Annotated in this window: 28 protein-coding genes; 22 read left to right on the top strand and 6 right to left on the bottom strand. The window is 42.2% G+C overall.

Annotated elements, in window-relative coordinates; translation table 11 throughout:
- The first annotated feature begins 1 nt into the window (after position 1).
- The 8 genes from F4694_RS13355 to nuoN all read left to right on the top strand — a co-directional run bounded on the left by F4694_RS13355 (position 2) and on the right by nuoN (position 8,734).
- A complete protein-coding gene (locus F4694_RS13355; protein WP_179598638.1) occupies positions 2-1,102 on the top strand; it encodes an NADH-quinone oxidoreductase subunit D in 1,101 nt (366 codons plus the stop codon).
- Positions 1,102-2,106 (top strand): NADH-quinone oxidoreductase subunit NuoH, encoded by a 1,005-nt coding sequence (gene nuoH, locus F4694_RS13350; RefSeq protein WP_179598636.1) that lies wholly within the window; start codon positions 1,102-1,104, stop codon positions 2,104-2,106. The genes F4694_RS13355 and nuoH overlap by 1 nt, the downstream gene beginning before the upstream one ends.
- Positions 2,107-2,406: 300 nt before the next feature.
- On the top strand, positions 2,407-2,826 hold the full coding sequence (gene nuoI, locus F4694_RS13345) for an NADH-quinone oxidoreductase subunit NuoI (RefSeq protein WP_063255622.1): 420 nt from the start codon (positions 2,407-2,409) through the stop codon (positions 2,824-2,826).
- Positions 2,823-3,341, top strand: coding sequence for an NADH-quinone oxidoreductase subunit J (locus F4694_RS13340; protein WP_179598634.1), 519 nt, complete (start codon positions 2,823-2,825; stop codon positions 3,339-3,341). The genes nuoI and F4694_RS13340 overlap by 4 nt, the downstream gene beginning before the upstream one ends.
- Positions 3,338-3,652 carry an NADH-quinone oxidoreductase subunit NuoK gene (nuoK, locus tag F4694_RS13335; protein ID WP_063255620.1) on the top strand — a complete coding sequence of 105 codons (315 nt, stop codon included), beginning with the start codon at positions 3,338-3,340 and terminating at the stop codon, positions 3,650-3,652. The genes F4694_RS13340 and nuoK overlap by 4 nt, the downstream gene beginning before the upstream one ends.
- A gap of 186 nt (positions 3,653-3,838) precedes the next feature.
- Positions 3,839-5,701: an NADH-quinone oxidoreductase subunit L gene (gene nuoL / locus F4694_RS13330; RefSeq protein ID WP_179599054.1), complete on the top strand. Its 1,863-nt coding sequence runs from the start codon at positions 3,839-3,841 to the stop codon at positions 5,699-5,701.
- A complete protein-coding gene (locus F4694_RS13325) occupies positions 5,702-7,210 on the top strand; it encodes an NADH-quinone oxidoreductase subunit M (RefSeq protein WP_179598629.1) in 1,509 nt (502 codons plus the stop codon).
- A gap of 6 nt (positions 7,211-7,216) precedes the next feature.
- On the top strand, positions 7,217-8,734 hold the full coding sequence (nuoN, locus tag F4694_RS13320) for an NADH-quinone oxidoreductase subunit NuoN (RefSeq protein ID WP_179598624.1): 1,518 nt from the start codon (positions 7,217-7,219) through the stop codon (positions 8,732-8,734).
- 134 nt (positions 8,735-8,868) lie between these two features.
- Here nuoN and F4694_RS13315 read toward each other — a convergent pair whose 3' ends face one another.
- From F4694_RS13315 to F4694_RS13305, 3 genes are read right to left on the bottom strand one after another with little or no spacing between them, the layout of a single operon-like run.
- Positions 8,869-9,468 (bottom strand): general stress protein, encoded by a 600-nt coding sequence (locus F4694_RS13315; protein ID WP_179598618.1) that lies wholly within the window; start codon positions 9,466-9,468, stop codon positions 8,869-8,871.
- A gap of 49 nt (positions 9,469-9,517) precedes the next feature.
- Entirely contained in the window at positions 9,518-9,688 is a 171-nt protein-coding gene (locus F4694_RS13310) for a CsbD family protein (protein WP_179598612.1), read from the bottom strand.
- 45 nt (positions 9,689-9,733) lie between these two features.
- A complete protein-coding gene (locus tag F4694_RS13305; protein WP_179598607.1) occupies positions 9,734-9,982 on the bottom strand; it encodes a hypothetical protein in 249 nt (82 codons plus the stop codon).
- A gap of 232 nt (positions 9,983-10,214) precedes the next feature.
- Here F4694_RS13305 and F4694_RS13300 point away from each other — a divergent pair, with 232 nt between their 5' ends.
- From F4694_RS13300 to F4694_RS13290, 3 genes are all read left to right on the top strand, one after another.
- Complete coding sequence (locus F4694_RS13300) at positions 10,215-10,376, top strand: hypothetical protein (protein ID WP_179598602.1); 162 nt, start codon at positions 10,215-10,217, stop codon at positions 10,374-10,376.
- 76 nt (positions 10,377-10,452) lie between these two features.
- Positions 10,453-11,958, top strand: a complete 1,506-nt coding sequence (locus F4694_RS13295; RefSeq protein ID WP_179598597.1) for a mechanosensitive ion channel — start codon at positions 10,453-10,455, stop codon at positions 11,956-11,958.
- Between the two features lie 90 nt (positions 11,959-12,048).
- Entirely contained in the window at positions 12,049-13,341 is a 1,293-nt protein-coding gene (locus F4694_RS13290; protein ID WP_179598592.1) for a hemolysin family protein, read from the top strand.
- A 91-nt stretch (positions 13,342-13,432) separates the two neighbouring features.
- Here F4694_RS13290 and F4694_RS13285 read toward each other — a convergent pair whose 3' ends face one another.
- Positions 13,433-14,155 (bottom strand): hypothetical protein, encoded by a 723-nt coding sequence (locus tag F4694_RS13285; RefSeq protein ID WP_179598590.1) that lies wholly within the window; start codon positions 14,153-14,155, stop codon positions 13,433-13,435.
- A gap of 320 nt (positions 14,156-14,475) precedes the next feature.
- On the opposite strand from F4694_RS13285, the gene F4694_RS13280 reads away from it, so the two are divergent.
- The 3 genes from F4694_RS13280 (at position 14,476) to F4694_RS13270 (ending at position 16,478) form a co-directional block, all read left to right on the top strand.
- On the top strand, positions 14,476-14,625 hold the full coding sequence (locus F4694_RS13280) for a hypothetical protein (RefSeq protein WP_179598588.1): 150 nt from the start codon (positions 14,476-14,478) through the stop codon (positions 14,623-14,625).
- A gap of 149 nt (positions 14,626-14,774) precedes the next feature.
- A complete protein-coding gene (locus F4694_RS13275) occupies positions 14,775-15,926 on the top strand; it encodes an AI-2E family transporter (RefSeq protein ID WP_179598586.1) in 1,152 nt (383 codons plus the stop codon).
- Between the two features lie 75 nt (positions 15,927-16,001).
- On the top strand, positions 16,002-16,478 hold the full coding sequence (locus F4694_RS13270; protein ID WP_179598584.1) for a TraR/DksA C4-type zinc finger protein: 477 nt from the start codon (positions 16,002-16,004) through the stop codon (positions 16,476-16,478).
- Between the two features lie 126 nt (positions 16,479-16,604).
- Here the strand turns inward: F4694_RS13270 and F4694_RS13265 are convergent, their stop codons facing one another.
- On the bottom strand, positions 16,605-16,874 hold the full coding sequence (locus F4694_RS13265; protein WP_179598582.1) for a hypothetical protein: 270 nt from the start codon (positions 16,872-16,874) through the stop codon (positions 16,605-16,607).
- A 126-nt stretch (positions 16,875-17,000) separates the two neighbouring features.
- Here F4694_RS13265 and F4694_RS13260 point away from each other — a divergent pair, with 126 nt between their 5' ends.
- The 6 genes from F4694_RS13260 (at position 17,001) to F4694_RS13235 (ending at position 21,482) form a co-directional block, all read left to right on the top strand.
- Positions 17,001-17,933, top strand: coding sequence for a magnesium transporter CorA family protein (locus F4694_RS13260; protein WP_179598579.1), 933 nt, complete (start codon positions 17,001-17,003; stop codon positions 17,931-17,933).
- Positions 17,934-18,104: 171 nt separating this feature from the next.
- Complete coding sequence (locus tag F4694_RS13255) at positions 18,105-18,461, top strand: hypothetical protein (RefSeq protein ID WP_179598577.1); 357 nt, start codon at positions 18,105-18,107, stop codon at positions 18,459-18,461.
- A gap of 222 nt (positions 18,462-18,683) precedes the next feature.
- Positions 18,684-19,016: an anti-sigma factor antagonist gene (locus F4694_RS13250; protein WP_179598574.1), complete on the top strand. Its 333-nt coding sequence runs from the start codon at positions 18,684-18,686 to the stop codon at positions 19,014-19,016.
- Positions 19,013-19,495, top strand: a complete 483-nt coding sequence (rsbW, locus tag F4694_RS13245) for an anti-sigma B factor RsbW (protein WP_179598572.1) — start codon at positions 19,013-19,015, stop codon at positions 19,493-19,495. Before F4694_RS13250 ends, rsbW begins: the two co-directional genes overlap by 4 nt.
- Positions 19,461-20,252 carry an RNA polymerase sigma factor SigB gene (sigB, locus tag F4694_RS13240; protein ID WP_179598570.1) on the top strand — a complete coding sequence of 264 codons (792 nt, stop codon included), beginning with the start codon at positions 19,461-19,463 and terminating at the stop codon, positions 20,250-20,252. Before rsbW ends, sigB begins: the two co-directional genes overlap by 35 nt.
- 81 nt (positions 20,253-20,333) lie before the next feature.
- Positions 20,334-21,482 (top strand): PP2C family protein-serine/threonine phosphatase, encoded by a 1,149-nt coding sequence (locus F4694_RS13235; RefSeq protein ID WP_179599052.1) that lies wholly within the window; start codon positions 20,334-20,336, stop codon positions 21,480-21,482.
- A gap of 39 nt (positions 21,483-21,521) precedes the next feature.
- On the opposite strand, the gene F4694_RS13230 is transcribed toward F4694_RS13235, so the two are convergent.
- The gene (locus F4694_RS13230; RefSeq protein WP_179598568.1) at positions 21,522-21,992 is read right to left on the bottom strand and encodes a Dps family protein; all 471 of its coding nucleotides are present in this window, start codon (positions 21,990-21,992) and stop codon (positions 21,522-21,524) included.
- 542 nt (positions 21,993-22,534) lie between these two features.
- On the opposite strand from F4694_RS13230, the gene F4694_RS13225 reads away from it, so the two are divergent.
- Together F4694_RS13225 and F4694_RS13220 are read left to right on the top strand one after the other, a co-directional pair.
- Positions 22,535-25,315, top strand: a complete 2,781-nt coding sequence (locus tag F4694_RS13225) for a CHASE3 domain-containing protein (RefSeq protein WP_179598566.1) — start codon at positions 22,535-22,537, stop codon at positions 25,313-25,315.
- Positions 25,316-25,332: 17 nt separating this feature from the next.
- Entirely contained in the window at positions 25,333-26,184 is an 852-nt protein-coding gene (locus F4694_RS13220; protein ID WP_308806347.1) for a CheR family methyltransferase, read from the top strand.
- The last annotated feature ends 56 nt before the right edge of the window (positions 26,185-26,240 follow it).

Here is a 26,240-nt window from a genome sequence, read left to right as displayed (position 1 = left end):
AGTGATCAGAACAGAAGAAATGCTGCTAAACGTCGGTCCACAGCATCCAAGTACGCACGGAGTATTCCGTCTAGTTGTCAAGATTGACGGGGAAATCATTACTGAAGCAACCCCAGTCATCGGTTATTTACACCGCGGAACGGAAAAATTGGCCGAGAACCTGCAATATACACAAATTATCCCGTACACCGACCGGATGGACTATTTGTCAGCGATGACAAACAACTATGTCATCTGTCATGCGGTGGAAACAATGATGGGTATCCAAGTTCCAGAACGTGCCGATTTCCTCCGCGTCATGGCAATGGAATTAGGGCGAATCGCCAGTCACCTGGTTGCATGGGGAACGTATATCCTTGACCTAGGTGCGACGAGCCCATTCATCTATGCTTTCCGTGACCGTGAAATGATTATCAATATGCTTAATGAATTATCAGGTGCTCGTTTGACCTTCAACTATATGCGTGTTGGCGGGGTTAAGTGGGACGCACCAGAAGGCTGGGTTGACGGGGTAAGAGAATTTGTTCCTTACTTGCGTGAACAGCTGAAAGGCTACCATAACCTTGTATCCGGGAATGAAATCTTTTTAGACCGTGTAAAAGGGGTTGGCGTTTATTCAAAGGAAGATGCCATCAATTATTCACTCAGCGGTCCAAACCTTCGCAGTACCGGTGTGAAATGGGATTTACGTAAAGATGAGCCATATTCAATCTATGACCGTTTCGACTTCAATGTTGTCACAAGGGATGAAGGAGATTGTTTGGCCCGTTACCATGTGCGCCTTGAAGAAATCGAAGAATCATTAAAAATCCTTGAACAGGCGTGTGAGCAATTCCCTGCTGAAGGTGAGATTATGGCGAAAGTGCCAAAGATTATCAAAGCACCAAAAGGGGAAGCTTTTGTAAGAATTGAATCTCCTCGTGGAGAAATTGGCTGCTACATCTCAAGTGACGGTAAAAAAGAACCGTATCGCTTGAAGTTTAGAAGACCTTCATTCTATAATCTGCAAATTCTCCCGAAATTATTAGTAGGCGAAAACATTGCAAACTTGATTGCGATTTTAGGGGCAGTTGACATTGTCCTTGGGGAGGTGGACGGCTAATGATAGAGGATTTACTCCAATCCAGTCCAGGCTTAATGAACTTTGGAATCTTCTTTTTACTTGCCGTTGTCTTACTTTTAGTAGTCTTAGGTTTCGTAACCTATGCAATATTAGCAGAGCGTAAGGTTTTAGGATACATGCAGGCCCGTCACGGCCCTAACCAGCTTGGCGGTAAGTGGGGGTTATTACAGACGGTAGCGGACGTTCTTAAACTTCTATTAAAAGAAGACGTTATTCCAAAGGCAGCCGACAGGCCGTTATTTATCCTGGCGCCAATCATTGCCTTTACACCAGCATTTATGGTACTCGCAACCATCCCGTTCACGGACAAATTTCAATTTGCCGATATCGGGGTCGGCTTACTCTATTATATTGCCGTTTCAGGTATGACTGTATTTGGAATGGTTCTCGGCGGCTGGGCGTCCAACAATAAATATGCGCTCCTAGGGGGCATGCGTGCAGGCGCACAAATGATCTCCTACGAGATTCCGCTTGTTATGTCCGTTTTAGGTGTTATTTTGTTAACGGGAAGCTTGAATTTATCTGATATTGTACTTCAGCAGGAGCATGGCTGGTTCATACTTTATCAGCCAATTGCCTTTATCGTGTTTTTCATCGCATCGATTGCAGAATTAAACCGGACACCATTTGACCTTCCTGAATCAGAGAACGAACTGGTTGCCGGATACTTTGTTGAGTACTCAGGATTCCGTTGGGCATTCTTTATGCTCACCGAATATGTTTACATGTTTGCGATGTCATCCTTAATCACCGTCATCTTCTTAGGCGGATGGCTGCCGCCGTTGGATGTCTTAGGATTTATTCCGGGCGCAGTATGGTTTGCACTCAAATTTAGCTTGGTTGTTTTTGTTTACATGTGGCTGCGAGCTACACTTCCACGTTTTAGAATCGACCGATTAATGGAATTCGCGTGGAAAGTACTATTCCCAGTCGCATTAGCAAACATTTTCTTAACAGCGTTAATCAAAACATTATTTTTCTAAGGCTATTTGAATAGGCTGTGTTAATGTAGACTGTTGCTTTTTAGAACCTGTTGATTGGAGCGGAAGGCGCTCGACTCCTGCGGGATGAACGAGCTGAGTGAGACCCCGCAGGTCGGAACGACCGAGGAGGCTAACGGGCGAGCCCGCGGAAAGCGTAGCGCCTGGAGCGCAAATCAACAGCCTAGTTTAACACAGCAATCACGAACTTCAAGGGATGTTCGCGAATGGCAGAGCCCTTGAAGGAATTAATAAAAAACAATTGAAGAAAGCAATTTTTAAAATGAAAAAGGGGTGAAAAACGTGCTTGGATTTACAAAAGGCTTGAAATATACCCTAAAACAGCTAACGAAAGAAAAGGTAACCTATAATTATCCAGATGAGCCGCTTCCGCTTCCGGACCGCTTCCGCGGCATTCAAAAGTTCTATCCGGAAAAGTGTATTGTGTGTAATCAGTGCATGAACATTTGTCCGACAGAATGTATTAATTTAACGGGTAAAAAACATCCGGATCCAACGAAAAAAGGAAAAATCATTGATACGTATGATATCAATTTCGAGATTTGTATCCTTTGTGACCTCTGTACAGAGGTTTGCCCGACCGAAGCGATTGTCATGACCAATAACTTTGAGTTAGCGTCATACAGCCGTGATATGTTATTTAAAAACCTTGAGTGGTTAGATGAGAACGATGAAAACGTACGGCAGGTGAATAAACCATGACAATTACAGGCGAGTTTATCGCATTTATGGGCCTCGCCCTTGTCGCCATCATCGGCGGTGTCCTGTTATTGAACCTTACTAAAGTCGTGCATATGGTCGTGGCCCTCATTTTTACGTTCGTCAGCATTGCCGGTATTTACGTGCTGCTGTCAGCTGAATTTGTCGCAGCGGTTCAAATCTTGATTTATTCCGGTGCGATTACCATTATCATGTTATTTGGAATCATGTTAACCAAGCATGATGATGAAGGGGAAACCACCACTGGCAAGGGAAGAAAGGTTCTATTATTTCTAGGTATACTTGGATTTGCAGCAGCTGTTTACATTGGAATCTATGATTTCAACGTGGTACAGGTACCAACAGACTTACATGTGGACAATACGATGAAAATAGGGGAAGCCCTTTACTCTAAATGGGTGATCCCATTTGAATTAACATCTGTACTACTATTAGTCGCACTTGTCGGAGCGATTGTTCTGGCGAAGAAAGAGGAGAAGGAGGGTGACAAGGAATGAGTTCAGTTCCTGCTTCAGCCTTCTTGGCACTCGCACTGATTTTATTCTGTATCGGCTTATATGGGGCATTGACAAAAAGAAACACCGTAATCGTCTTAATCTCTATTGAATTAATGCTGAATGCCGTTAATATTAACCTGGTAACCTTCAGCAAATACGGTGTAGCACCATCCATCACCGGTCAAATCTTCGCGCTGTTCACGATTTGCGTAGCCGCTGCAGAAGCAGCAGTCGGTCTAGCCATCTTAATGGCCCTATACCGCAACCGCAAAACCGTAAACATCGACGATATGGACACAATGAAAAACTAAATTTTGCAAATAATATATTTTTTTCAACACTGCGGTGCCCGTCACCGCAGAAAGACACTGTCCATCTCAGGTGGACAAATTGGTAATTATTGGTGAACGCCCTCGGTGGACAGTTTCCACTAGTGAATTTTCAATAAAATTCACCACGGGTGACAGGCACCATTTCTAAAAAAGGGGATTGTGATGATGATGGAAAATGCATGGATCATACCGCTTTTCCCGCTATTATCGTTTTTGATTCTTCTTCTATTTGGTAAGAAGCTGAGAGATGTGAGTGCGTACGTGGGTATTCTGCTTACGTTGGCCTCGCTTGTATATTCGTTGTTGGTGTTGTTCGAGCGTTTCACTCAACCAACGTTTAAGACATCAACGGAGTGGCTCAGAATAGGAGATATTTCTTTAACAGCGGGCTTTGAAGTGAATCAATTGAATGCATTAATGCTAGTAATTGTCTCGCTCGTCAGCTTCCTGGTACATACATATTCGAAAGGGTATATGCACGGGGATGAGCGGTTTCCAGTATTCTATGCCTATTTAGGACTATTTACGTTTGCAATGCTCGGGCTTGTCATCTCGCCCAACCTGCTGCAAACTTATATTTTCTGGGAGCTCGTCGGAGTCGGTTCCTTCCTCTTAATCGGATTCTATTTCTACAAGGAAGAAGCGAAGGCTGCGGCAAAAAAAGCGTTCATTATGACCCGTATCGGGGACGTTGGTCTCTTAATCGGGATGATTTTATTATTCTGGGAAACAAAAAGCTTTGAATACAGTGAAATTTTCCGTGCTGTTGAGGCAGGCGCTGTATCAACCACGATGATTACTTTAACAGCCATCTTAATCTTCATCGGGGCTGTTGGTAAATCAGGTCAGTTCCCGCTGCATACATGGCTGCCGGATGCGATGGAAGGTCCGACACCAGTTTCGGCTTTAATCCACGCGGCGACAATGGTTGCAGCCGGTGTTTACTTAGTTGCTTCCCTTTTCCCGCTGTTCGCGGCGAGTGAAACAGCACTATTAACTGTAGCAGTCATCGGTGCATTTACAGCGATTTTCGCTGCAAGCATTGGACTTGTACAAACCGATATTAAACGTGTTTTAGCCTATTCAACCGTCAGCCAGCTCGGTTATATGATGCTTGCGCTTGGCTCTGCAGGCTATGTGGCGGGTGTATTCCACTTGATGACACATGCCTTCTTCAAAGCGTTGCTGTTCTTAGCAGCCGGAAGCGTGATTCATGCGGTACACACACAGAACATCGAAGAGATGGGTGGCCTTTGGAAAAAGCTAAAGCTTACCGCACCATTATTCTTAATCGGAACACTTGCCATCAGCGGTGTACCATTGTTTTCAGGGTTCTTCAGTAAAGATGAAATTTTAATCGCAGCGTGGGAAGGCGGACATCCAATCTTGTTCCTACTTGCGCTTGCAGCTGCATTTATGACCGCATTTTATATGTTCCGTTTGTTCTTTATGGTTTTTACCGGAGAAGCACGGACACCAATGAAAAATGTTCACGAATCACCATCGATGATGACGTTCCCAATGATCTTTCTTGGCGTGTTGGCGATTATCGCTGGTTATGTGCAAACACCATTCAATCACAACCTTGGCGAATGGCTCGTTGATGGAAATGAAGCACTTGGTCATGGGCATGTCGAAGGTCCAGTTTGGATCATGATTGCCGCAACTGTGGTTTCCTTAGCAGGTATCTACCTTGCTTACTTGATTTACTATAAGCGTTCCATCGCACGCAACTGGCTATCAGGAAGCGGCGATACGCTTCACAGCATTTTGCTAAACAAATATTACATTGACGAATTCTATCAAATGTCAGTAGTGGCGGTTACAAAGGGTATTAGTTACTTCCTACGCTTCATCGATGTCTTCCTAGTGGAAGGAATCATGAAGGGCGTGGCAGGAATTGTTCAAGGTCTTGGAGCAGCAGGTTCAAAGCTGCAAACCGGTCAAACGCAAACCTATGCAGCCGTAGCATTTGTCGGCTTGGCACTGCTAGCAGTCATCTTTGTGTTAACAGGGGGGTACTTATAAATGGATCTTTCTTTCGTTCTATCATTACTAGTATTCTCCCCGTTACTCGGTATCGTGGTGTTAGCGTTCATGCCAAAAACAGAGGAAAAAACGATCAAAATTGTCGGCTTCCTAGCAACACTGCCTGCACTGGGTATTGCCATCGGCCTTTATCTCCATTACCTCGCGGGTAAGGATTTAAGCGATTTTGATGTGGCGAAGGATTGGATTACCTTTGGCGGTCTGCAAGGTGTTGAAGCAGGATTCTGGAAGGTAAACTATGAACTTGGCGTCAGCGGCTTCACGATGCTTTTAGTCGTCCTAACGGCCGTAGTTGCAACACTCGCAGCCATTGCCTCCATTTATATTAAAAAAGAGTGGAAAGGCTACTTCATGCTATTCCTTCTTTTAGAAATTGGAATGCTCGGAGTTTTTACAGCTGAAAACTTAATTCTATTTTTCTTATTCTTTGAAATTACGTTAATCCCAACCTTCTTCTTAATTGGGAAATGGGGTTATTTTGAAAAAGAAAAAGCTGCTTATAGTTTCTTAATCTATAACGGTTTAGGCTCAGCCGTACTGTTAATTGTGATTATGATTCTATTTGCAAAAACAGGAACGACCAATATTGATATGCTCACGCAAATCATGAGCGATTCGAACGTTCCGATGACAAGTGGATTAAAATTAGGGTTATTGATTGCGCTCTTAGTTGCTTTTGGCGTTAAGCTGCCAATCTTCCCGTTACACAGCTGGATGCTTCGCGTCCACGTGCAGGCGCCGCCATCCATTGTTATGATTCACTCTGGTATTCTATTGAAAATCGGTGCCTACGGGTTAATTCGCTTTGGATTGGGAATTTTTCCTGAACAGTTTGAGAAACTTGCCGTACTTTTGGCCATCCTTGGAGTGGTAAACCTTCTCTACGGAGCGTTCTTAGCGTTCATTCAAACAGACTTTAAAATGGTCTTGGCGTACTCATCGATTTCACACATGGGAATCGTGTTAATCGGGTTAGCGGCGTTGAATGAAGCCGGTGTACAAGGCGCGATTTTCCAAGTGGTGTCACATGGTCTAATCTCAGCACTACTGTTCTTCTTAGTTGGTGCTTTCTATGAGCGGACGGATACGTCACTTATGGAAAACCTGGGCGGAATGGCAAAGGGAATGCCGATTGCTTCAGGCTTCTTGCTTGCAGGTGCATTGGCTTCACTCGGATTGCCAGGAATGTCCGGATTCGTCAGCGAATTCATGGCGTTTTTAGGTTTATTTGAAGAACTGCCTTGGATTGCCGCAGTCGGAACAATCGGAATTATCATGACGGCTGTTTATTTATTACGTGCCGTGCTCGGCATTACGTACGGCCAAGCACATCGTGAATTTACAGGACTCGTCGACCTTAAGGGCGTCGAATTCGTACCAGTTGTTGTATTAATCGCTTTAATCGTCTTAATCGGGGTAATACCAAGCGTTCTAAGCTCACCGCTTCAAGCCACACTTGAAACGATTATGCTAGGGTTAGGAGGGTGATGAAGGATGAGTCTTGAGGAATTAACATCATTTAATTGGAGCATCATGACACCAGAGTTCATCATCGTTGGTGTAGCAGCGCTTCTCACAGTAATCGATTTATTTATGCCGAAAAAGCAAGATCGCAGAATCCTCGGATGGATCGGAATTGCTGCGATTTTCGCAGCAATGGTTTCCCTTGTCGGACTACTTGGTGCCGCACCGGATTCGATTTTAGAGGACACCTTCCGTCTTGATTCTTTTGGAAAAGCATTTAAACTCCTTCTTCTTGCAGGCGGTGCGCTAGTATTATTTTTAGCTGTCTCCTACAAGGCTGAGCAGGGGATGGAAGAATACCGCGGAGAATTTTATTATTTATTCCTAACCGGATTACTCGGCGGGATGATTATGACATCCAGCGGTGACTTAATCACCTTATTTATCGGGTTAGAGTTGTTATCGATCTCTTCCTATATTTTAGCGGGGATGCGCAAAAATAATTTGCAATCTAACGAGTCGGCCATGAAATATGTCATCAACGGCTCGATTGCTACTGCGATTACCTTATTTGGTATGAGTTATGTATACGGGTTAACAGGTACAACCAACTTGTTAGCTATCGCTGGAGCGCTTCAGTCCTTGGCTGATGCACAGCATGCGTACTTGCTAGGATTGGCATTCTTAATGATTTTTGTTGGATTAGGCTTTAAGTTGGCTGCTGCTCCATTCCATATGTGGGCACCAGACGTTTATCAAGGTGCACCAACACCAGTTACTGCTTTTTTAAGCGTTGTTTCAAAAACAGCAGGTTTCGTCATTGTTGCTCGAATTTTAATATCGGTCTTTGGTGTAGCAGCTACAGAAGGTCCTGGCTCGATGCCCATTCTTTATAACATGCAGGACTATATTGCCGTTGTGGCAGGAGCTACGATGATCATCGGAAACGTGGTTGCTCTGAAACAAAGCAATATTAAAAGAATGTTTGCTTACTCGAGCATTGCGCACGCGGGCTATGTTCTAGTGGCGTTTACGTCTTTGAGCTCGAACTTCTTTTACAGTGTTTGGTTCTATTTATTAGCGTACTTGTTCATGAACCTTGGAGCTTTTGCGGTAATCCAATTAGTAGAGGCTAAAACTGGTTCAACAAAGATTGCAGATTTCGCTGGGTTGTATCGCCGTTCACCTGTGCTTGCTGTTACAATGGGAATCTTGTTAATCGCATTAGCCGGCTTTCCAGGTACTGCAGGCTTCATCGGTAAGCTGAACATCTTTATCGGTGCTTTCATGGTGCAGGAACCACATTATGTATTGGCTTCCGTCATGATTGCCACAACCGTAGTATCGTATTTTTACTACTTCGGTATCATGACACAAATGTTCTTCCGTCCAGCAGCGGATGACAGCAAGTTCTCAAAGATTCCAGTGGGAATCGTTGTTGTTTTAATCGTCACCGTCGTAGCATCCGTTCTATTTGGAGTATTCCCAGATATCGCTATCGACTTCGTGAATGAAAATTTCAACCAATTCTCAGACTTTCTACAATAGACCGGCAACTTTGGGGGAAGGACCCGGTCTTGGTCAAACAAAGAGGGGTAACGATATAAAGTGAAAGAAGAGGCGTGGGGGCCTCTTCTTAACAAGCAAAACGGTCCTTTGAAAGGGACCGTTTTTGCTTGTTATTATTGGATAGGGTCAGGAACTTGTCTTTTATCCTTCAGTTCATCGTTAGAATCACTATTCTGCATTTCACCGCCAAGTTTCTTTAGTTCATCCCAATCCTGTGCCATTGAGCTATTGTTTGCTGCCGCTAATGTATTCCTGTCATCCTGATTAGGAGTCCTTCTATTCTTTGTTAGCACCAATATTTTACCTTCTTTAACAGAATTCCCGTATAATTCGGCCTGATCATCTGGAATTCCTATACCAATTAATGCTCCGGTTAATCCGCCTAAACCGGCGCCCGCTACGGCTCCGATTAAACTTGAAGCAATCGGTCCTGCCGCGATGATTGGGCCGACTCCAGGGATGGCAAGAGCACCAACTCCTACAAGTAAACCAGTTAACCCTCCGAGTGTTCCACCTGCTAAAGCACCTGTAGCTGCACTTTCTTCTGCAACTGTACCTGTTTCGTCCGCAATATAATTCACATTTTTAAGATCTTTACCAATAACACAGATATCTTGTTTGTCATATCCCTGTTTGACAAGGTCCTCAATGGCGATAATCGCTTCCTGTTCGGTATCATAAACGCCTACAACATTCTTTTCAATCCTGTCCATATTTGTTTCCTCCTCTTTTATTCGTTTCGAAAGATTAATCGTTTGATAACTACCTAGATAATTTGTCCTTTACTTCCCCAACTTCTTCTTGTACTTTACCTTTAGCCTGATCGACTTTACCTTCCGTTTCTGTTGTACGATCATCCGTCAGTTTACCCCATTGTTCTTTTGCCTTGCCTTTCACGGTATCTACATATCCATTCATTTTATCTTTGTTCATATTGTTTCAGCCTCCTTGGATTTGTTAAATCTGTTTCGCTAGTGGTTATTGGTTAACACCGTCACCAACACCGTTATCCTCAACTTTCTTCTCTAAATCCTTTTGAGCTTGTTTTAATTCTGTTTCCACTTTATTCACTGCCTCTTTTGCATTTTGCGTCGTGTCTTTATCTACTTCATCTTTCTGTTGTCCATCACTGACTCCGTTATCCTGGTCGACCCCATCACCGCAACCTGTTAATCCGGCAAGAGTAAGAGAAACAGCCAATCCACCAACTAATAAACTTTTCCTCATATCTACAGCTCCCTTCGTCGTGTTTTGTTCTTCCCTTTTTATATTCCCATAAAAAATATTCTGAAACTTTTTTTAGTAGAAATGTGATGGCATACCGTTTTCTTTCTATATAATAGTTTTTTAAAAAAACATGAAGCTGGCATTTCTGTTGATAAAAATTGAACATTTTTTGTTTAGCTCACTTACTTAAGGGGTAAATCCATACTAGACAAATTAAAAGGAGGAAATAACAATGGAAAAAACATGGAAAAAGAAATTAATCATGACAGGTATGGTGTTTGCCTTAACATTTGGTGCTTTAACTGGATGTGGAGATGGTGTAGATCAGGACAACGGTATAACTGATGGAGAAAACAAAGATGAAGCAGAGAGTAAAAATCCAGAAACAAACTAAACGCTACTGAGATAAGAAAGGGAAGATAATCTTCTTTTTCTTATCTTATTAAAAAGTAGAAAAGGAGATTGGTAGAATGAATGTAAATGAAATGATGGCGGGGTGGACCTCGTACTTTTATCAGCTTCCCAACCTATTATTTGCCCTTTTAGTTCTATTAGTTGGCTGGCTGATTGCCAAAAGCATTGGTAAAAGTGTGGAAGCCCTTCTGAGGAGAACAAAATTCGATGACAAGTTATTTGCCAACGTTGGGACAAAGAAATATTCTTCTGAAATTATAATAGGAAAAATCGTTTATTATATCTTACTAGTTGTCGTGTGGATTATCTTCTTTAATATGCTTAACTTAAGCCTAATTGCGACGCCACTCGTACAAATGCTGACGATGATTACAGCAGCGATTCCAAACTTATTGAAAGCTGCCCTTATTTTACTATTTGCTTGGGGTGTTGCTTCGCTGCTTCGTATCCTTTTTAAAAAGGGAGCGGCTATGGTTCATTTGGAACGCCGCTTCGTTCAATGGAAAATTGCGATTAGTCAAAGTGAAGCAGTAAACAAGGTAAACGGTATCGCGAAGGCAATCTTCTATTTTGTGCTGTTACTATTCTTACCTGGAGTATTAGGAGCCTTGCAGATTGAAGGAGTGTCAGAACCATTTGAAGATACGCTTTCAACCTTACTTGCCTTTATCCCTAAGCTATTTGCGGCCGCTCTTATTGTGTTTGTCGGCTGGCTTATTGCAAAAATAGTCCGAGATATCCTAACAAACTTCTTGAGCAGTATTGGGACGGAAAAACTTGGTCAACGAATAGGAATCGTAAAAACGAAGGATAGCATTAGTCTATCAAGTATTATCGGAAACATTGCGTTTATTTTAATCTTAATCCCTACCATCATTACTGCTTTAGAAAAACTTGATTTAAAAGGCATTTCGGATCCAGCCATTGCGATGCTTCATGATGTTGTATCGCTTATACCAAACATTGCCGTGGCTGTTATTCTGATCTTAGTGGGGATTTGGCTTGGAAAATGGGTGGAGAAAATCGTCACTCAAATGCTTTGGCGTTTAAAGATTGATAGTGTGTTTACCCAAATGGGTGTCGGCTCACTTAAACCTGAGCAATCAACGTATACGCTTTCTCAAATTATCGGAATGCTGGCTAAAATTGTCGTTATATTATTATTCGCAGTTGAGGCCTTACAAATTGTTCAATTAGAATTCCTTGTTGTTCTAGGAACAGCAGTGATTTCGTACTTACCAATGTTGTTCGCCGCCCTTATTATTTTGGGAATTGGTTTATATCTTGGTAATTTAGTTCAGCGTATTTTACAGAATATCCTTAAAAACAGCTATTCAAGAACTCTCGCAGCGATTGCGAAATATGCCATTTTTTCGATTACCATCTTTATGGCTTTAGATCAGCTGGGTGTAGCACACTCCATCGTCAATGCTGCATTTATTCTTCTATTAGGTGGATTAGCATTAGCGTTTGGACTTGCATTCGGACTTGGAGGGAAAGACTTCGCTTCCAAATACCTGCGTAAACTGGACCAAAAAATCGATAATAAAATAATAGAATAAGAGATTCGTTGAAGCTAAACGAAATAATAACAATCCGGATCTACATGATTTCGGATTGTTATTTTTATAAGAAGGGAGGAAGGCTGCTCAATGACAATTATAAATCTATTATTGATAGCCCTTTTAATTGCACTAACCGGCTTTTTCGTAGCGATAGAATTTGCGATTGTAAAGGTTCGCCCATCTAGAATTGATCAATTAATTGCGGAAGGGAAAAAGGGTGCAGTTTCTGCTAAAAAGGTAGTAAACCACCTGGATGAATACCTATCAGCCTGTCAATTGGGGATAACGGTAACAGCACTCGGACTCGGTTGGCTGGGAGAACCCACTGTGGAAAAAATAATCCATCCCTTGTTTTCTGTATTAAATATCAACGTATCGCTTTCACATATTCTCTCTTTTATTATTGCCTTTATAGCTGTTACATTTCTCCATGTCGTAGTGGGGGAATTAGCCCCGAAAACCGTTGCTATTCACAAGGCAGAAGAGGTAGCACTTCTGTTTGCTGCCCCAATCATAGGATTTACCAAAGTGATGCGCCCCTTTATTTGGGCACTAAACGGTTCTGCTAGACTGCTAGTTGGAATTTTCGGCTTAAAACCGGAATCCGAACAAGAATTAGCTCATTCGGAAGAAGAGCTTCGTTTGCTGTTATCGGAAAGCTATAAGAAGGGTGAAATCAATCAAAATGAATTAAACTATGTGAACAATATTTTTGAATTTGATGAGAGAGTGGCAAAAGAAATCATGGTACCCCGGACTGAGATTAGTACCCTATCAATTAACGATTCCATTGAAGTGGTTTTAAACAAGGTAAGAGCGGAGAATTATTCGAGGTACCCCGTCATGGAGGGTGACAAAGACAACATTATAGGGGTTCTTAACGTTAAAGTGATGGTAACGGCCCAACTCATGAATAAAAAGGAAGGGAGTCTAAGACCCTTCATAAAACCGGTGATAAAAGCGATTGAAACGATCCCTATCCATGATTTATTGGTGAGAATGCAAAAAGAACGCACGCAGATGGCAATTCTTGTTGATGAATACGGTGGTACATCTGGGTTAGTAACAGTAGAGGATATTATTGAGGAAATTGTTGGTGAGGTACGAGATGAATTTGACACTGATGAAGTAGCAAAGATTCAAAAGGTAAAGGAAAACCATTATTTACTGGATGGAAAGGTGTTAATTGAGGAAGTTAACAGTTTACTCGGTACAAACATAGCCGGTGAAAGAATTGATACGATTGGCGGCTGGTTCCTTACCCAAAACTTTGACGTAGGTATTGGCACAGAGGCTAAGTTCGATGGATACCTGTTCAAGGTCCGTGAGGCAGTGGGTCACCATATTTTGTATTTAGATGTAAAAAAAATTGTCAGCTAAGCAAATGTAAGGCACACGTCATGTTAGATAACGTGTGCCTTTCTGTGGTATAAGGAGTATTTGAAATCCAGACTTGCGAATGTACTGGTTATTAGTGCTCATTAACGGGTGTATGGAGGGTATTTTTTAGTTTTTCCTCCATGATTTTAATGTCATTTTTAAATAGCTTGGAAATGACGTTCATTTCTCCGAATAACAGAATCTGATCACCTTCGTGTATTTTTGTATGATAGATATTTCTTCTAAGTTTTAATTCGCCTCTTTTGATAAACAATACAACAAACTCTAACTCGTCATGATCCTGGATCACTTGACTGATTTGTTTTTGAAAGAGAGAAGATTCTTTATAGATATGAAGATTTAGCAGCTGGTCTTGTTCTTCAGACATAAAGATATCTCTCATGGGTAGATCACCAAGTTCAATATTCTGCTTCATTTCTTGCTTAAATAACTTGGATAACCTCGTTTGCACATTCCTCAGCCTTAAAATAGCAAAAACAAGCAGAACACCGCCTGCAGCATAGATAATATTCTTCGTTCGAAGATCCTCCGATAAAATCGTACTAATGGAAGAAATGATAACAGCAAGTGAGAAGGCCCCAAATAGGATTAGAAAAGTGGCTAGTTTCCTACGAACCGGGTGGCCTAAAATTAACTCCGACTCTCCAGTTGTAAAGCCTGTACCTGTCATTAATGAAATGACCTGAAACCTTGAAACCTCCAACTTTAAATCCGTTAACCGAAAAAGAATGACAAAAATTTCGATGACAGTAGTAATGATGATGAAATAGATGAGTAAAAAGAATAGATTCATTTTTTCACCTCTGAATCCAAAAAATTGGCTGGGGCTGTAAAGCCCCAACCTTTTTATCACTGCATGTTCTTAACAGTTCGGTGACTTATTAGTTAAATACCCGATAACTGTCGCCTTAAACTGTTTTTAAGAAAAAAGAAAAGGCCCGATAGATTACGAGGATTTCAAAACGATTAAATAGAGAAAAAGGAGTTTTAGATTGGTGTTTAGGTGGTACATCATAAACATAGGTTATAAGTTCACTGGATGACGAGTGGAATGTACGAATCAGATTTCTACAAGCTTCTTTTCTTGAAATGAGATGTAAAGGAGGACTTTATATGAAACGAGTTTTATCGGTGAAAGGACTTTTAACGGTTTTAGGAATGGGAGTATCGGTCGCAAAGTGGTTTGCGTATAAACCGAACAGAATGAAGGTAAAAAATATACTTGGAAAGTTGAACATTACACCTTCGCTTAATAAGAAATAAACACTCCTGATAGAGATAAGGAAGTCAAAAGACATGCGGTGCTCCGCGTGTCTTTTTGTAAAATCATTTATTTTTGTAAATGTGGGATTAGCTTTATGAAAGAACGGGTATTTACACGTAAAGGGTTTTGTAAATTGGAGGTGAGGAACATGCTGCACACGAGGGCATTTCGATTTGGTTATGGTCTTTTGCTTATTTTTTTAATTATTTTTGTCGCAATGAAAATTGATTTTATTTTCCAGCCTTTCTTTTTACTTGCCCAAACACTGTTTTTTCCCTTTTTGCTGTCCGGGGTGCTCTATTACTTGTTTCGCCCGCTGGTGAATTATCTTCAATTAAAAAATATTCCCAGAACATTTTCTATCCTGTTGATCTATTTACTATTTGGTCTATTAATCTCATTATTAATCTTTCTTGGCGGTCCTATTCTGAAAGAGCAAATGAAAAGTTTCGTCGATAGCACGCCTCAACTTATGGAGGCGATACCGGAGAAATTGACTGAGCTTGAGCAGAGTAAATGGTTCAATCAGTTACAGGAAAATGACAGTGTTGATGTAGAAAAGGCTTCCGAAGCGATTACTAAGTCGGTTTCTTCAAGTCTTTCTACAATTGGAACAAATTTTATGAATATTATTGGGGTACTTGCAAGTATTGTCATCGTCTTTACGACTGTTCCGTTTATTCTCTATTACATGTTAAAAGAAGGCGAAAAGGCGCCTTTGTATATTCTCCGTTTATTGCCAGTGAGGCAGCAGAAAAATGGACGAAAAATATTGGCTGATTTAGATGAAGCGCTCAGCTCGTATATTCAAGGCCAAGTTCTTGTTAGTTTTTGTATAGGTGTCATGCTTTTTATTGGGTATTTGCTTATTGACCTTGACTACTCCCTTCTTGTTGCGATTTTTGCCATGTTTACCAATGTCATCCCGTTTATCGGTCCTATCTTAGCGATTATTCCTGCAATGATTATAGCGTCGATCGATTCACCGATGATGGTGGTAAAAGTCCTCATGGTGATGATTGTCGTCCAACAGATTGAAGGACATATTATTTCACCTCAAGTGATGGGGAAAAAGCTAGAGATCCATCCGCTCACGATCATATCCTTGTTACTTGCAGCAGGACGTATAGGCGGGGTTCTCGGGTTAATCATCGCGGTTCCCGTGTATGCGGTCATTAAGGTAATTGCCCACCATAGCTACCGGTTATGGAAGCTGAGAAAAGAGAAATCGATCAAGGAAAAAATCATCAAGGGGGAAAACAAAAATGAAACAAAGTCATATAATGACGCCATTTTTTAACTGGATGTGGCTAGAAAGTTTCATGTTTATACATGAACGGGTAAATAACAGGCAGAAGTATGGGAGGGAAAATACATGTTATCAAAAGAAGAGCTGAGCTATTTTAAGAAAAAGTTACTGCAACTGAAGGAAGAAACCATTCAAATGGTAGAAGCCAATGAGCCTTTATCGTTCGAGGATTACGGTGAATTAACGAGCTATGATAATCATTTTGCCGATACGGCCACACAATTGGAGGAACGGGAAAGACAAAAGGTTTTGCATGAAACAGCAAACAATCTCCTCGAAGAAGTGAATGAGGCGTTGGAACGGATTAAAACAGGTTCCTTTGGCGTTTGTGTCGATACTGGAGAACCGATTCCCTATGAAAGGCTTAAAGCCCTGCCGTATGCCAAACGAACGGTAGAGGCGCAAAAAGAGCTGGAGAAAGAGAATATCGCCAGCCTTCCTGTGGATCACTCATTTTTAACCCCAGAGGAAGATGTAAGAGGAGATAAGCGGATTCAAACCGTGGATGAATTGATCAGCATGCATGGTAACTCATCTTCCTAAAATATATTGGCAGTAAAAAATGTCTTCTTTTCGAGTGAAAGGAAGACATTTTTACGTGGAAAGGAAAAGCTAGTCGAAGAGGAAATAAAAAAAGGCTGGGGTTCAAGGACCCCAGCCGCTGCTCGATTATTGAATTTTCTCATTGTAAAATTGAACGGAATACTGTGCACCCTCACTCACCATATCGTTATCGGGAAAATCCTTCGGGTGTGGATTTCCGCCCTTATCGATCGGAAGCTGTTCAGATTTAGCGTATACGTTCGGTTTCACCTTACGTTTCAAGTCTCTTAACATACTTTCAGCTTTAATTCGGTTAGGTTTGTTTGATAGCCATACTGCTGACGCTCCAATTCCTACTGCTACCAGCGAGCTCATACTTAGGACTTTATTCATCATTAAAACCTCCTTAGAATGTGGACTTGTTTTGTACATACCCGTTTCATTGCACACTTAAACATTTTTTTACGTTTGGTTTACTCTTTTTAGGGGAATCAAAGGATTGGTATGGAAGGAGGTAGTAGTATGGAGAGAAATATCAATTTTGATCAATGGAAATGGGTTCAATTAACTAAAAATGAGCTGAATGCGGTATGGGATAAGGAAACACTGCTATCAAGCTGGATAATGAGCGTTCGGAAAAATAACAACAATTGCGTAAAAGTGCACGGGTTGATCGATGGGGAAAGAGTCGTGAATGGGTCGCTTATTTATCGCCAAAATGTCGATGAGGAAGAAGAACACAGTATTTTTCATTTCTATCTAACCTGCAATACATTATTTACTGTTGATTTAGAGTTTACCTCTTTTAAAGAACTTTCCCCAGAAGTCATGCTGCGGCAGCTTAATAAAGCGGAGAATGCGGTAGATGGCTTTTTATTTTTGCTAGGGGAACTGGTTAATGACTTACTGGGCGAGATTGATCAGTTCGAGGAGTCACTCTATAAGCTGATGTGGGGTGTCAAAAAGAGGAATGAAATGCGGATTTTGGAGCATGTCTTTCATCAGCGGCATGAACTGTTAGTTTGTAAAAATCTGCTGATTCCGATTCAGGAGCTGAAGATGGCAATAGATGAAACCAATTTTCCTAAAGTCAATAACGGAGAAATTTTTATCCGGACCTGCAAACGGATCGACCGGGCAAATGTGCTGCTAAGGGAGTATGAGGAGGAGTTAGACTCGATTATTCATTTAGAAGAGGTGATTTCCTCCCATCGAGGCAATGAAATTATGAAAACTTTAACGGTCCTAACGACTGTTTTTACCCCGATTATGGCTCTAGGGGCGCTATGGGGCATGAATTTTAAACATATGCCTGAGCTCGAGTGGAAGTATGGGTATCTTATTTCTATTATTTCAATTGTGGCGTCGACCGCTCTCCTTTATGGATACTTAAAAACCAAGGGCTGGACAGGGGATCTTTTAAAAGGGAAAAAGAAAGGTTCCTTTTTTCATTAAAAAAGTTTGATACTCGTCCAATCGGGTATAACACTATCAAGGTTAGAAACGAGCTAACCTCATCATCACGATAAATAGAAGGAGGGTGGTTGAAGTATGTGGTTGCATGTTCGGTAAGACCAGCAGGAATGAAAAACGGCAATCTGAAAAAAATAAAAGGAGGGAACAATCATGGGTAAAAATTATGTAGATGACAAAGAAACGGAATCATTGAGACGTAAGGATGAAAATGAATTTACGGACAGTTTTGAAAAAGAACCTACGGGTTATACCGATGGTCAAGATCCTCAGGTGAAGCAGGAGCTCCCAGGCGATGAAATTGTGGAAGATATAAGAGAGCTTTCACGTCAGCAGGGGCAAAGAGATGGCGATCCAACCTTTTTAAGCGGTGAAAATGTCCAGCAAGAGAATGATAGGCAGAGATATGGTGATTCGATATCCAAGAATGCTGATAAAGAATTTCAACAAAGGGATGGAGATTCGAACTCCGAATCGAAGAATAAAAGTAACAATCAAAATCGTTACTAATCCTTAATCGGCCATACACTACCTTTACTATATATAAGAGGCTTGCACAAATGGTGCAGGCCTTTTTCTGGTATCCGATACACTACTATTTTCATAGGGATTTGTGTCTATTCGTAAGTTTTCCTAATTCTGGTATAATGCTAGAAAAATATTTTTTTAAAAATAGGTTTAGTTTTTTTTATAACGGGTATGTAAACAGTAAATATTTTTAGAGGTGATAACATGAAAGTAAATATAGAAAAGCACGAAGATGATAAGGAAATATACGTGAGTGTTAGCGGAGAAATTGATGCGTATACGGCGCCGAAGCTCAGGGAAGAGTTACTGCCTCTTACGGAGGGCAAAAATAATGTGATTACCGTGAATCTAAAGGATGTCTCCTACTTGGACAGTACCGGACTTGGCGTGTTCGTAGGGATGTTTAAGCAGTTAAACAAAAATGATGGGGAACTAAGGCTGGTGGAGTTATCCGACCGGCTGAAGCGTCTGTTTAACATTACTGGTTTAAGTCATATTATGAGTATTTCTGACAATGCAGAGGATGTGGGACGATGAAACAAGTGATGGATTATGTTGAAATGAAGATTCCAGCCAAACCAGAATATGTAGGTGTGATTCGATTAACGATTTCAGGGATAGCGAGCCGCATGGGTTATACATATGAGGAAATTGAGGATATTAAAATCGCTGTAAGTGAAGCTTGCACCAACGCGGTACAGCATGCCTATCCGGAAAACCAGGTCGGTGAGGTGATTATCGGCTTCGGTATTTACGAGGATAAGTTAGAAACAATGGTAGCTGACAGCGGTCAAAGCTTTAATTTTTTAAAAACAAAAGAAGAACTGGGCCCTTATACAGAGTCAACTACAGTCGACCAATTGTCAGAGGGAGGGTTAGGTCTGTATCTGATCGAAACGCTCATGGATGAAGTCCGTGTTCTGAATCGTTCCGGAGTAACGGTCTTCATGGTGAAGTACCTAGGCGAGGAGCGTGAAAATCATGACAAAGCCACCTCAGACCGTGAAACGAACTAAGGAAGATATATATGCGTTGATTCAGGATTTTCAGGAGAACGAGAGCGAGACCGCTCAAATACAGTTAGTAGAGCAGTACACCAATCTGATTGGAAGCATTGCCAGAAAATATTCAAAAGGTCGGAATTTGCATGAAGATATCGTGCAGGTAGGGATGATTGGATTATTATCAAGCATTAGAAGGTTCGATCCTAGTACAGGGAACCCATTTGAGGCCTATTTAATTCCGATGGTAATTGGTGAAATTAAACGATTTTTAAGGGACAAGACGTGGGATGTTCATGTACCGCGCCGAATAAAAGAGACGTGGCCAAAATTAAATGGAGCAGTGGACGAGCTGACGAACCGCTATCAACGCTCACCAAAGATTTATGAAATCGCTGAGTATTTAGGGATTTCTGAAGAGGAAGTACTCGAAACAATGGAATTAGGTAAAGGGTATCAAACGGCATCGGTGGACCAAACAATTGAGACCGGTTCCGACGGCAGCGGGGTTACGCCGTTAGACGTGATCGGATCAGAAGACAAAGGATTTGAAAGAGTCGACCAGCAGCTGCTAGTAGAGAGCGCTCTTCATGTGTTGGACGAAAGGGAGAAGCAAATTATTCAGTGGACGTTTATCGATAACAAAAGTCAGCGCGAAGTGGGGGAATCCCTAGGAATTTCGCAAATGCATGTATCCCGTCTGCAAAAAAAGGCGATCGAAAAATTGCGGAAGGTTCTTGCTAGTAACCCCCGCCAGGATTTTTCAACCTAATAAGTGCCAAACTAGTCGGTGCCTGTCACCAATACGGGGGCCAGGCTCATCTTTTGAAGAAGGGGGGAAAGCCAGATGCCGATGAAGATTGTCGTTGTAGATGATAATAAAACAAACCTAATAATTGTCGAGAAAATCCTGAGGAGAGCTGGCTATAATAGGTTGCTTTTGCTGTCATCTGCAGCGGAGTTATATCAGTATTTGCAGCTTGATATACCTAATCCCGGCGATGTGCCGGTAGACTTGATATTAATGGATTTGATGATGCCGGAAATTGATGGCATTGAAGCCTGCCGAACAGTATTGGCCAATGATCGGTTTTCGGACCTGCCGATTATTTTCGTGACAGCAATGGGAGATTCCAATATAATGGCCGAGGCGATGGACGCGGGAGCCCTCGATTATGTAATGAAACCAATTAATAAAGTCGAGCTCCTCGCCCGGATTCGTTCCGTTCTGCGGTTAAAGCAAGAAAAAGATTTGCGTAAGGAACGGGACAGACGAATTGAATATGATCTCGACCTTGCTAGGCAGGTGCAAAGAAGTATGCTCAGCGGCCCCCTTAAGGAAAAAAATATCACTATTTCTTCCGTGTACAGGCCTACATTTGAGCTTGCCGGGGACTTCTATGCCTGGTATCAGATTAGCCCGAACCAATATGGAGTCATTCTGCTCGATATGATGGGACATGGGATATCATCCTCACTTGTTGGGATGTACATCTATTCTGCGTTAAAAGATACGATTACTGGGATCGTTGACCCGGAAAAGGTCATAAAGGAACTGAACAGGAGAATGAATCAGCTCCATACCCCTGATAGTTTAATGAACTACTATTTTACGGCGATTTACTTTGTTCTTGATACGAAAAAACAATCCATTGAGTACGTCAATGCGGGTCATCCTGCAGGGATCGCAATTGTGGATCAGGAAGTAAAACTGTTAACAGAAGGTTCCTGCGCACTCGGTTTTTTTGAGGAGATTGAAGTCACCAAGGGAGTCATTCCTTATACCGAATCCTCACGTATCCTGTTGTTCACGGATGGGTTATCAGAATGGCTGGAGGAGAAATATGAGGATGCAACGGACAGGCTGGTTGGTGCTTTGGAAGTGGAGGATATGCAAGATCCCGAGGCGTTGCTTCATCAACTGCAGCCAGGCTGGGAACTGGTAAATCCTCCAAAAGACGATATGTGTCTCGTCTTAATTTCTACAAATGCCTCATCATAAAAGGGTGTCAGCTTGTTGGCTGACACCCCGTTATGTTTATTAGTTGCCCAGGTAAGCTTCAAACATCCATCTATGCTTTTCTAATGAGGTGCGAATGTGTACAAGTAGATCTTCTGTAGGCTGGTCCTCATTTTCTTCGGCAAGGGCGATACCTTCTGTCAGCTCAGTACAAATCATCTCAAAATCATCAGCCAGTGATTGGACCATTTGCTGTGCGTCTTCATCACCTGTTGCCTCTTTAAGTGTCGTAAGTTCTAGTATCTCCGTAAGGGTTGCCACCGGTAATGCCCTTTGTGCGAGCATTCTTTCCGCAATCGTATCTAGATGTAAAGCAGCTTCCTTGTAAAGCTCCTCAAATTTAAGGTGCAGGGTGAAAAAGTTCTCTCCCTTCACATACCAGTGGAAATGGTGCAGTTTCATATGAAGAACCGAAAAGTTCGCCACCTGCCTGTTAAGTGTTTCGGATAATGTTTTGTTTTTTGACTTAGATTTAGTAGTAGTTGTTGCCATGTTTATAACCTCCTCCAATTTTGTGGTGTACTTATTACATACCCGATTTACTAGTTTTGAAACTAGTAAATTTCCTCATTTGCCGATAATAGGAGTGATGAAGGACAAATCATGCGAAGCGGATTGGAGAAATGTCTTTCATAAGGGTGATGAAGGACAAATCATGCCAAGCGGATTGGAGAAATGTCTTTCATAACGGTAATGAAGGACAAATCGTGCCAAGCGGATTGGAGAAATGTCCTTCATGAGGGTGATGAAGGACAAATCATGCCAAGTGGATTGGGGAAGTGTCCTTCATGAGGGTGATGAAGGACAAATCGTGCTAAGAGGATTAGAGAAATGTCCTTCATGAGGGTGATGCAGGACAAATCATGCGAAGCGGATGGAGAAATGTCTTTCATAAGGGTGATGAAGGACAAATCGTGCTAAGAGGATTAGAGAAATGTCCTTCATAAGGTTGGGACAAAATTCCCATTGGGTGAGAATGCTAGAAACGATATGATAGAGTTATCCATTTTTTTTACAAAGGGGGAAAGCGGAGAATGAAGGGTCTACATTTCAACATCCATACAAAAATTATTGCTGGCTATGTATTCATTTTGATTTGCTTAGTCGTCTCCCTGCTGATCGTCATGAATCGGATGTCGGCCATGCAAAAAGAGGTCGATTTCGTAACGCAGCATGATATGGAGGTTCACAATTTAGCAAATCAGATACAAAAAAATGTATTAGATATGGAAACAGGCATGAGAGGGTTTGTCATTACAGGCGATGAGGAGTACCTCGAGCCCTACAATACAGCCAGCAAGAACTGGCTCGACAATTACAATACACTCCATTCCCTGCTCGCCGATAACGGGGCACAGAAGCGGAATTTAGAAGAAGTGAAACCATTGATTATGAACTGGATTACCAATTCAGGTAGCTATGTGATAACTCAAAAAAAGGCAAGTAACCAAACCGCATTGGACGAATTTTTTAATAATAACAAGGGTAAAAAAATGACAGATGAACTCCGGGCGCATTTTGATTCCTTTCTTGAAAATCAAAAGAACCTGACAAACGAGCGTGTGGAGAAGCTGAATCAGGAAAATAACAATTTAAAAATCACGTTGTATGGCCTTATCATAGTTGTTACCTTGATTACGATTACCACGGCCATATTACTGTCTAATTCCATTGTAAAAACAATAAAGCAGGTTGTCCGGACTATTAAAAGTGTTACGGATTCAAGAGAGACCGAGGTAGACCTTTCCACTAGAATTGAGGCCAGCACACATGATGAGACCCGTGAACTCGCCGAAGCGATGAACGAGCTTCTCAGCAATCTGGAGAAACAGAATTGGGTCCAGAAAAGCGTAGCGGAAATCTCGACGATGTACCAGGGAATGACGGACCTGACGGAATTGACACATGCCTTTATCTCCAAGCTGACTCCGATGCTGGAAGCAGTCTATGGCGTTGTGTACCTGCGCAGGAATCAAGGCAGCGAAGTTCGTTACGTGAAAGAGGCCGGTTACGCCATTGTCTCAGAGGAAAGGGCTGCTGAGAGTTTCCGGTTAGGAGAAGGGTTAATCGGCCAGGCGGCAATGGATAAAAGAATCTTCCTGATTGATAAGCTGCCAGAGGAACATTTTAAGGTTGCATCGGGGTTAGGTCAGTCTTCTCCGCGAAATCTATTGGTTGCACCGATTATGGTGGACGGCAGAGTAGAAGCAGTGGTTGAGTTCGCGGCGTTTCAGCCGTTTATGGCACAGCATTTAACTTTAATAGATCTGCTTCAGGATAAGTTCGGGTCCGCGATTACCAATGTGGCAGGACGGATGGAAGTGGAAAGGCTGCTAGGGGAATCACAGGTGTTAACCGAAGAACTCCAGGCGCAATCAGAGGAACTGCAAGCCCAATCGGAAGAGCTGCAAATGCAGCAGGAACAACTACGGATTACCAATGAATATTTAGAAGAACAGAGGCAATTCGCTGAACAAAGGGCGTTTGACTTGAAAAAAGCTAAGGATGAGCTGGAGGACTATTCACGGAAACTGCAGTTGAGCTCGCAGTATAAAACAGATTTTCTCGCGAATATGTCACACGAGTTGCGCACGCCATTAAATAGTATTCTGATACTTTCACAAATGCTGATGGAAACGGAGGGGGACATGGACAACTCAGAAGTGAAGGAATCCTCACGGGTCATCTACACGGCTGGAAGTGATTTGCTGCGCTTGATTGATGATATTCTCGACTTATCAAAAATTGAAGCAGGTAAAATTGAAATTTTAACAGATGAAGTCAATGTGACGGAAATTCCACAAATGATGAAGAGCATGTTTGATCCCGTTGCAGCCAAAAAGAACCTAACCTTTGAGGTGATGACCGCGGCAGATGTACCTTCCGTGATTAGGACGGACGGGCAGCGCTTGCAGCAAATTTGGAAAAATCTATTGTCCAATGCCTTTAAATTTACGGAACAGGGTTCTGTAACAGTAAAAATTGAATGTGCGGAACCAGAAGAGGTTCGGGAACTCTTGCCAGAACTGGATGAGGAAGAAATGGTACTGGCCATCTCCGTTACAGATACAGGTATCGGAATCGCTCATGAGAAGCAGCAAATTATCTTCGAAGCGTTTCAACAAGTGGATGGTACGACCAATCGGCTATTTGGCGGGACTGGTTTAGGGTTATCGATATGCCGTGAATTTACTCGTTTACTTGGCGGTGTGATTATGGTTCAGAGCGAGCCTGAAAAGGGTAGTACGTTTACGCTATATATCCCTGGCAGCCTGGAGGCAGCCGAGTATCACCTTCAACTTGAACAACTGGTACTTGAAGAGGCAGCAGCAAGTGTGAGCGAGTTTGCAGATGAACACCAGCTGGTCAGCGGAGAAACAGACACGAGCATGGCGGTGGAAGCGGAGGCTTCTGACGACCAGTTGTTTAAAGGAAAGAAAGTGCTGTTGGTAGAGGATGACCGAAGGAACATTTTTGCACTTGTTACCGCCTTGGAGAAAAAGGGTGTGAAGGTTCAAGTGGCGGAGAACGGGAAGCGGGCTATTGAATTTATTCAGGAACAGGCTGATTTTGACCTTGTTTTCATGGATATCATGATGCCTGTGATGGGGGGCTATGAAGCCATGAAGGTCATCAGGCAGGACTTGGAAATGGAAAGACTTCCGATTATTGCGCTGACGGCCAAGGCAATGAAGGGTGAACGTGATAAGTGCATGGAGGCGGGTGCTTCCGATTATATTATGAAACCATTAAATATCAATCAGCTATTCTCGTTAATGCGGGTTTGGCTGACCGAGCAGGTGAGTCAAGTTTGAACGAAGCAACCAAGGAAATCGTAACAAACATCAATCAGCTAGAGCCAACTGAGCTTCAGGAAATCGAAATCAAATTGCTGCTTGAGGGCTTGTATCAAATGTATGGATATGACTTCCGAGGCTATGTCAGGGGTTCCATTTGCCGAAGGATCCTAAACCGGATGAAGGCGGAGAGGCTTCCGACCATTACGGCATTATTGGAAAAGGTGCTCCACGAACCAGGAGTTTTGGAGCGCCTGTTGAATGATTTTTCTATCCGAATGACGGAAATGTACCGAGATCCTAGTTTTTTTGCGGCATTTCGGAACGAAGTGGTGCCTCTCCTGCGGGAGCTTCCTGAAATCCGAATTTGGCATGCGGGCTGTGCGACAGGTGAAGAGGTTTATTCTATGGCGATCCTGCTGCAGGAGGAGGGGCTTTGGGAGAAAACAAGAATCTACGCAACCGATATGAATGATAAAGCCCTGATGGCAGCACAAAAGGGAGCATTTCCGCTGAAAAAGATGCAGCAATATACGAAAAATTACCTAAAAGCTGGTGGGAAAATGGCGTTTTCTGAATACTATACCACGGACAATCAGTTTGCTTATTTTTCACCCAGCTTGAACGAGAACCTCATTTTTGCCCAGCACAATTTGGTGAGCGACAGCTCGTTTAATGAATTTCATGTGATACTATGCCGCAATGTCATGATTTATTTTGATAACACCCTTCAGCAGCAAGTACATGGTCTGTTTTATGACAGCCTGGCCGAGGGCGGATTTATTGGACTGGGAAGTAAAGAATCGCTTCTCGGTACACCGAAGGGTATGAAATATGTAGAATTCAATTCTTGTGAAAAGATTTATCGCAAAAAAGTAGATGCCTGAGCTGAGCCAGGCATCTTTTTTATGTTTGATAGGGTTGTTGAAAGGGTATTTATTTT

This window comes from Neobacillus driksii, assembly GCF_013409995.1.
GTDB classification, from domain to species: Bacteria; Bacillota; Bacilli; order Bacillales; family Cytobacillaceae; genus Neobacillus; species Neobacillus driksii.
This window is presented reverse-complemented; position numbering and strand designations above follow the sequence as displayed.

What these genes read in the sequence shown, in the direction of transcription:
- sigB (WP_179598570.1), top strand. Translation starts at nt 19,461, where the DNA reads ATGACAAAGCCACCTCAGACCGTGAAACGAACTAAGGAAGATATATAT.
- F4694_RS13290 (WP_179598592.1), top strand. Translation starts at nt 12,049, where the DNA reads ATGACAATTATAAATCTATTATTGATAGCCCTTTTAATTGCACTAACC.
- F4694_RS13300 (WP_179598602.1), top strand. Translation starts at nt 10,215, where the DNA reads ATGGAAAAAACATGGAAAAAGAAATTAATCATGACAGGTATGGTGTTT.
- F4694_RS13315 (WP_179598618.1), bottom strand. Translation starts at nt 9,468, where the DNA reads ATGGACAGGATTGAAAAGAATGTTGTAGGCGTTTATGATACCGAACAG.
- F4694_RS13325 (WP_179598629.1), top strand. Translation starts at nt 5,702, where the DNA reads ATGGATCTTTCTTTCGTTCTATCATTACTAGTATTCTCCCCGTTACTC.
- F4694_RS13305 (WP_179598607.1), bottom strand. Translation starts at nt 9,982, where the DNA reads ATGAGGAAAAGTTTATTAGTTGGTGGATTGGCTGTTTCTCTTACTCTT.
- rsbW (WP_179598572.1), top strand. Translation starts at nt 19,013, where the DNA reads ATGAAACAAGTGATGGATTATGTTGAAATGAAGATTCCAGCCAAACCA.
- F4694_RS13250 (WP_179598574.1), top strand. Translation starts at nt 18,684, where the DNA reads ATGAAAGTAAATATAGAAAAGCACGAAGATGATAAGGAAATATACGTG.
- nuoK (WP_063255620.1), top strand. Translation starts at nt 3,338, where the DNA reads ATGAGTTCAGTTCCTGCTTCAGCCTTCTTGGCACTCGCACTGATTTTA.
- F4694_RS13285 (WP_179598590.1), bottom strand. Translation starts at nt 14,155, where the DNA reads ATGAATCTATTCTTTTTACTCATCTATTTCATCATCATTACTACTGTC.
- F4694_RS13225 (WP_179598566.1), top strand. Translation starts at nt 22,535, where the DNA reads ATGAAGGGTCTACATTTCAACATCCATACAAAAATTATTGCTGGCTAT.
- F4694_RS13295 (WP_179598597.1), top strand. Translation starts at nt 10,453, where the DNA reads ATGAATGTAAATGAAATGATGGCGGGGTGGACCTCGTACTTTTATCAG.
- F4694_RS13280 (WP_179598588.1), top strand. Translation starts at nt 14,476, where the DNA reads ATGAAACGAGTTTTATCGGTGAAAGGACTTTTAACGGTTTTAGGAATG.
- F4694_RS13255 (WP_179598577.1), top strand. Translation starts at nt 18,105, where the DNA reads ATGGGTAAAAATTATGTAGATGACAAAGAAACGGAATCATTGAGACGT.
- F4694_RS13235 (WP_179599052.1), top strand. Translation starts at nt 20,334, where the DNA reads ATGAAGATTGTCGTTGTAGATGATAATAAAACAAACCTAATAATTGTC.
- F4694_RS13230 (WP_179598568.1), bottom strand. Translation starts at nt 21,992, where the DNA reads ATGGCAACAACTACTACTAAATCTAAGTCAAAAAACAAAACATTATCC.
- F4694_RS13270 (WP_179598584.1), top strand. Translation starts at nt 16,002, where the DNA reads ATGTTATCAAAAGAAGAGCTGAGCTATTTTAAGAAAAAGTTACTGCAA.
- F4694_RS13260 (WP_179598579.1), top strand. Translation starts at nt 17,001, where the DNA reads ATGGAGAGAAATATCAATTTTGATCAATGGAAATGGGTTCAATTAACT.
- F4694_RS13265 (WP_179598582.1), bottom strand. Translation starts at nt 16,874, where the DNA reads ATGATGAATAAAGTCCTAAGTATGAGCTCGCTGGTAGCAGTAGGAATT.
- F4694_RS13310 (WP_179598612.1), bottom strand. Translation starts at nt 9,688, where the DNA reads ATGAACAAAGATAAAATGAATGGATATGTAGATACCGTGAAAGGCAAG.
- F4694_RS13275 (WP_179598586.1), top strand. Translation starts at nt 14,775, where the DNA reads ATGCTGCACACGAGGGCATTTCGATTTGGTTATGGTCTTTTGCTTATT.
- nuoN (WP_179598624.1), top strand. Translation starts at nt 7,217, where the DNA reads ATGAGTCTTGAGGAATTAACATCATTTAATTGGAGCATCATGACACCA.
- nuoH (WP_179598636.1), top strand. Translation starts at nt 1,102, where the DNA reads ATGATAGAGGATTTACTCCAATCCAGTCCAGGCTTAATGAACTTTGGA.
- nuoL (WP_179599054.1), top strand. Translation starts at nt 3,839, where the DNA reads ATGATGGAAAATGCATGGATCATACCGCTTTTCCCGCTATTATCGTTT.
- F4694_RS13340 (WP_179598634.1), top strand. Translation starts at nt 2,823, where the DNA reads ATGACAATTACAGGCGAGTTTATCGCATTTATGGGCCTCGCCCTTGTC.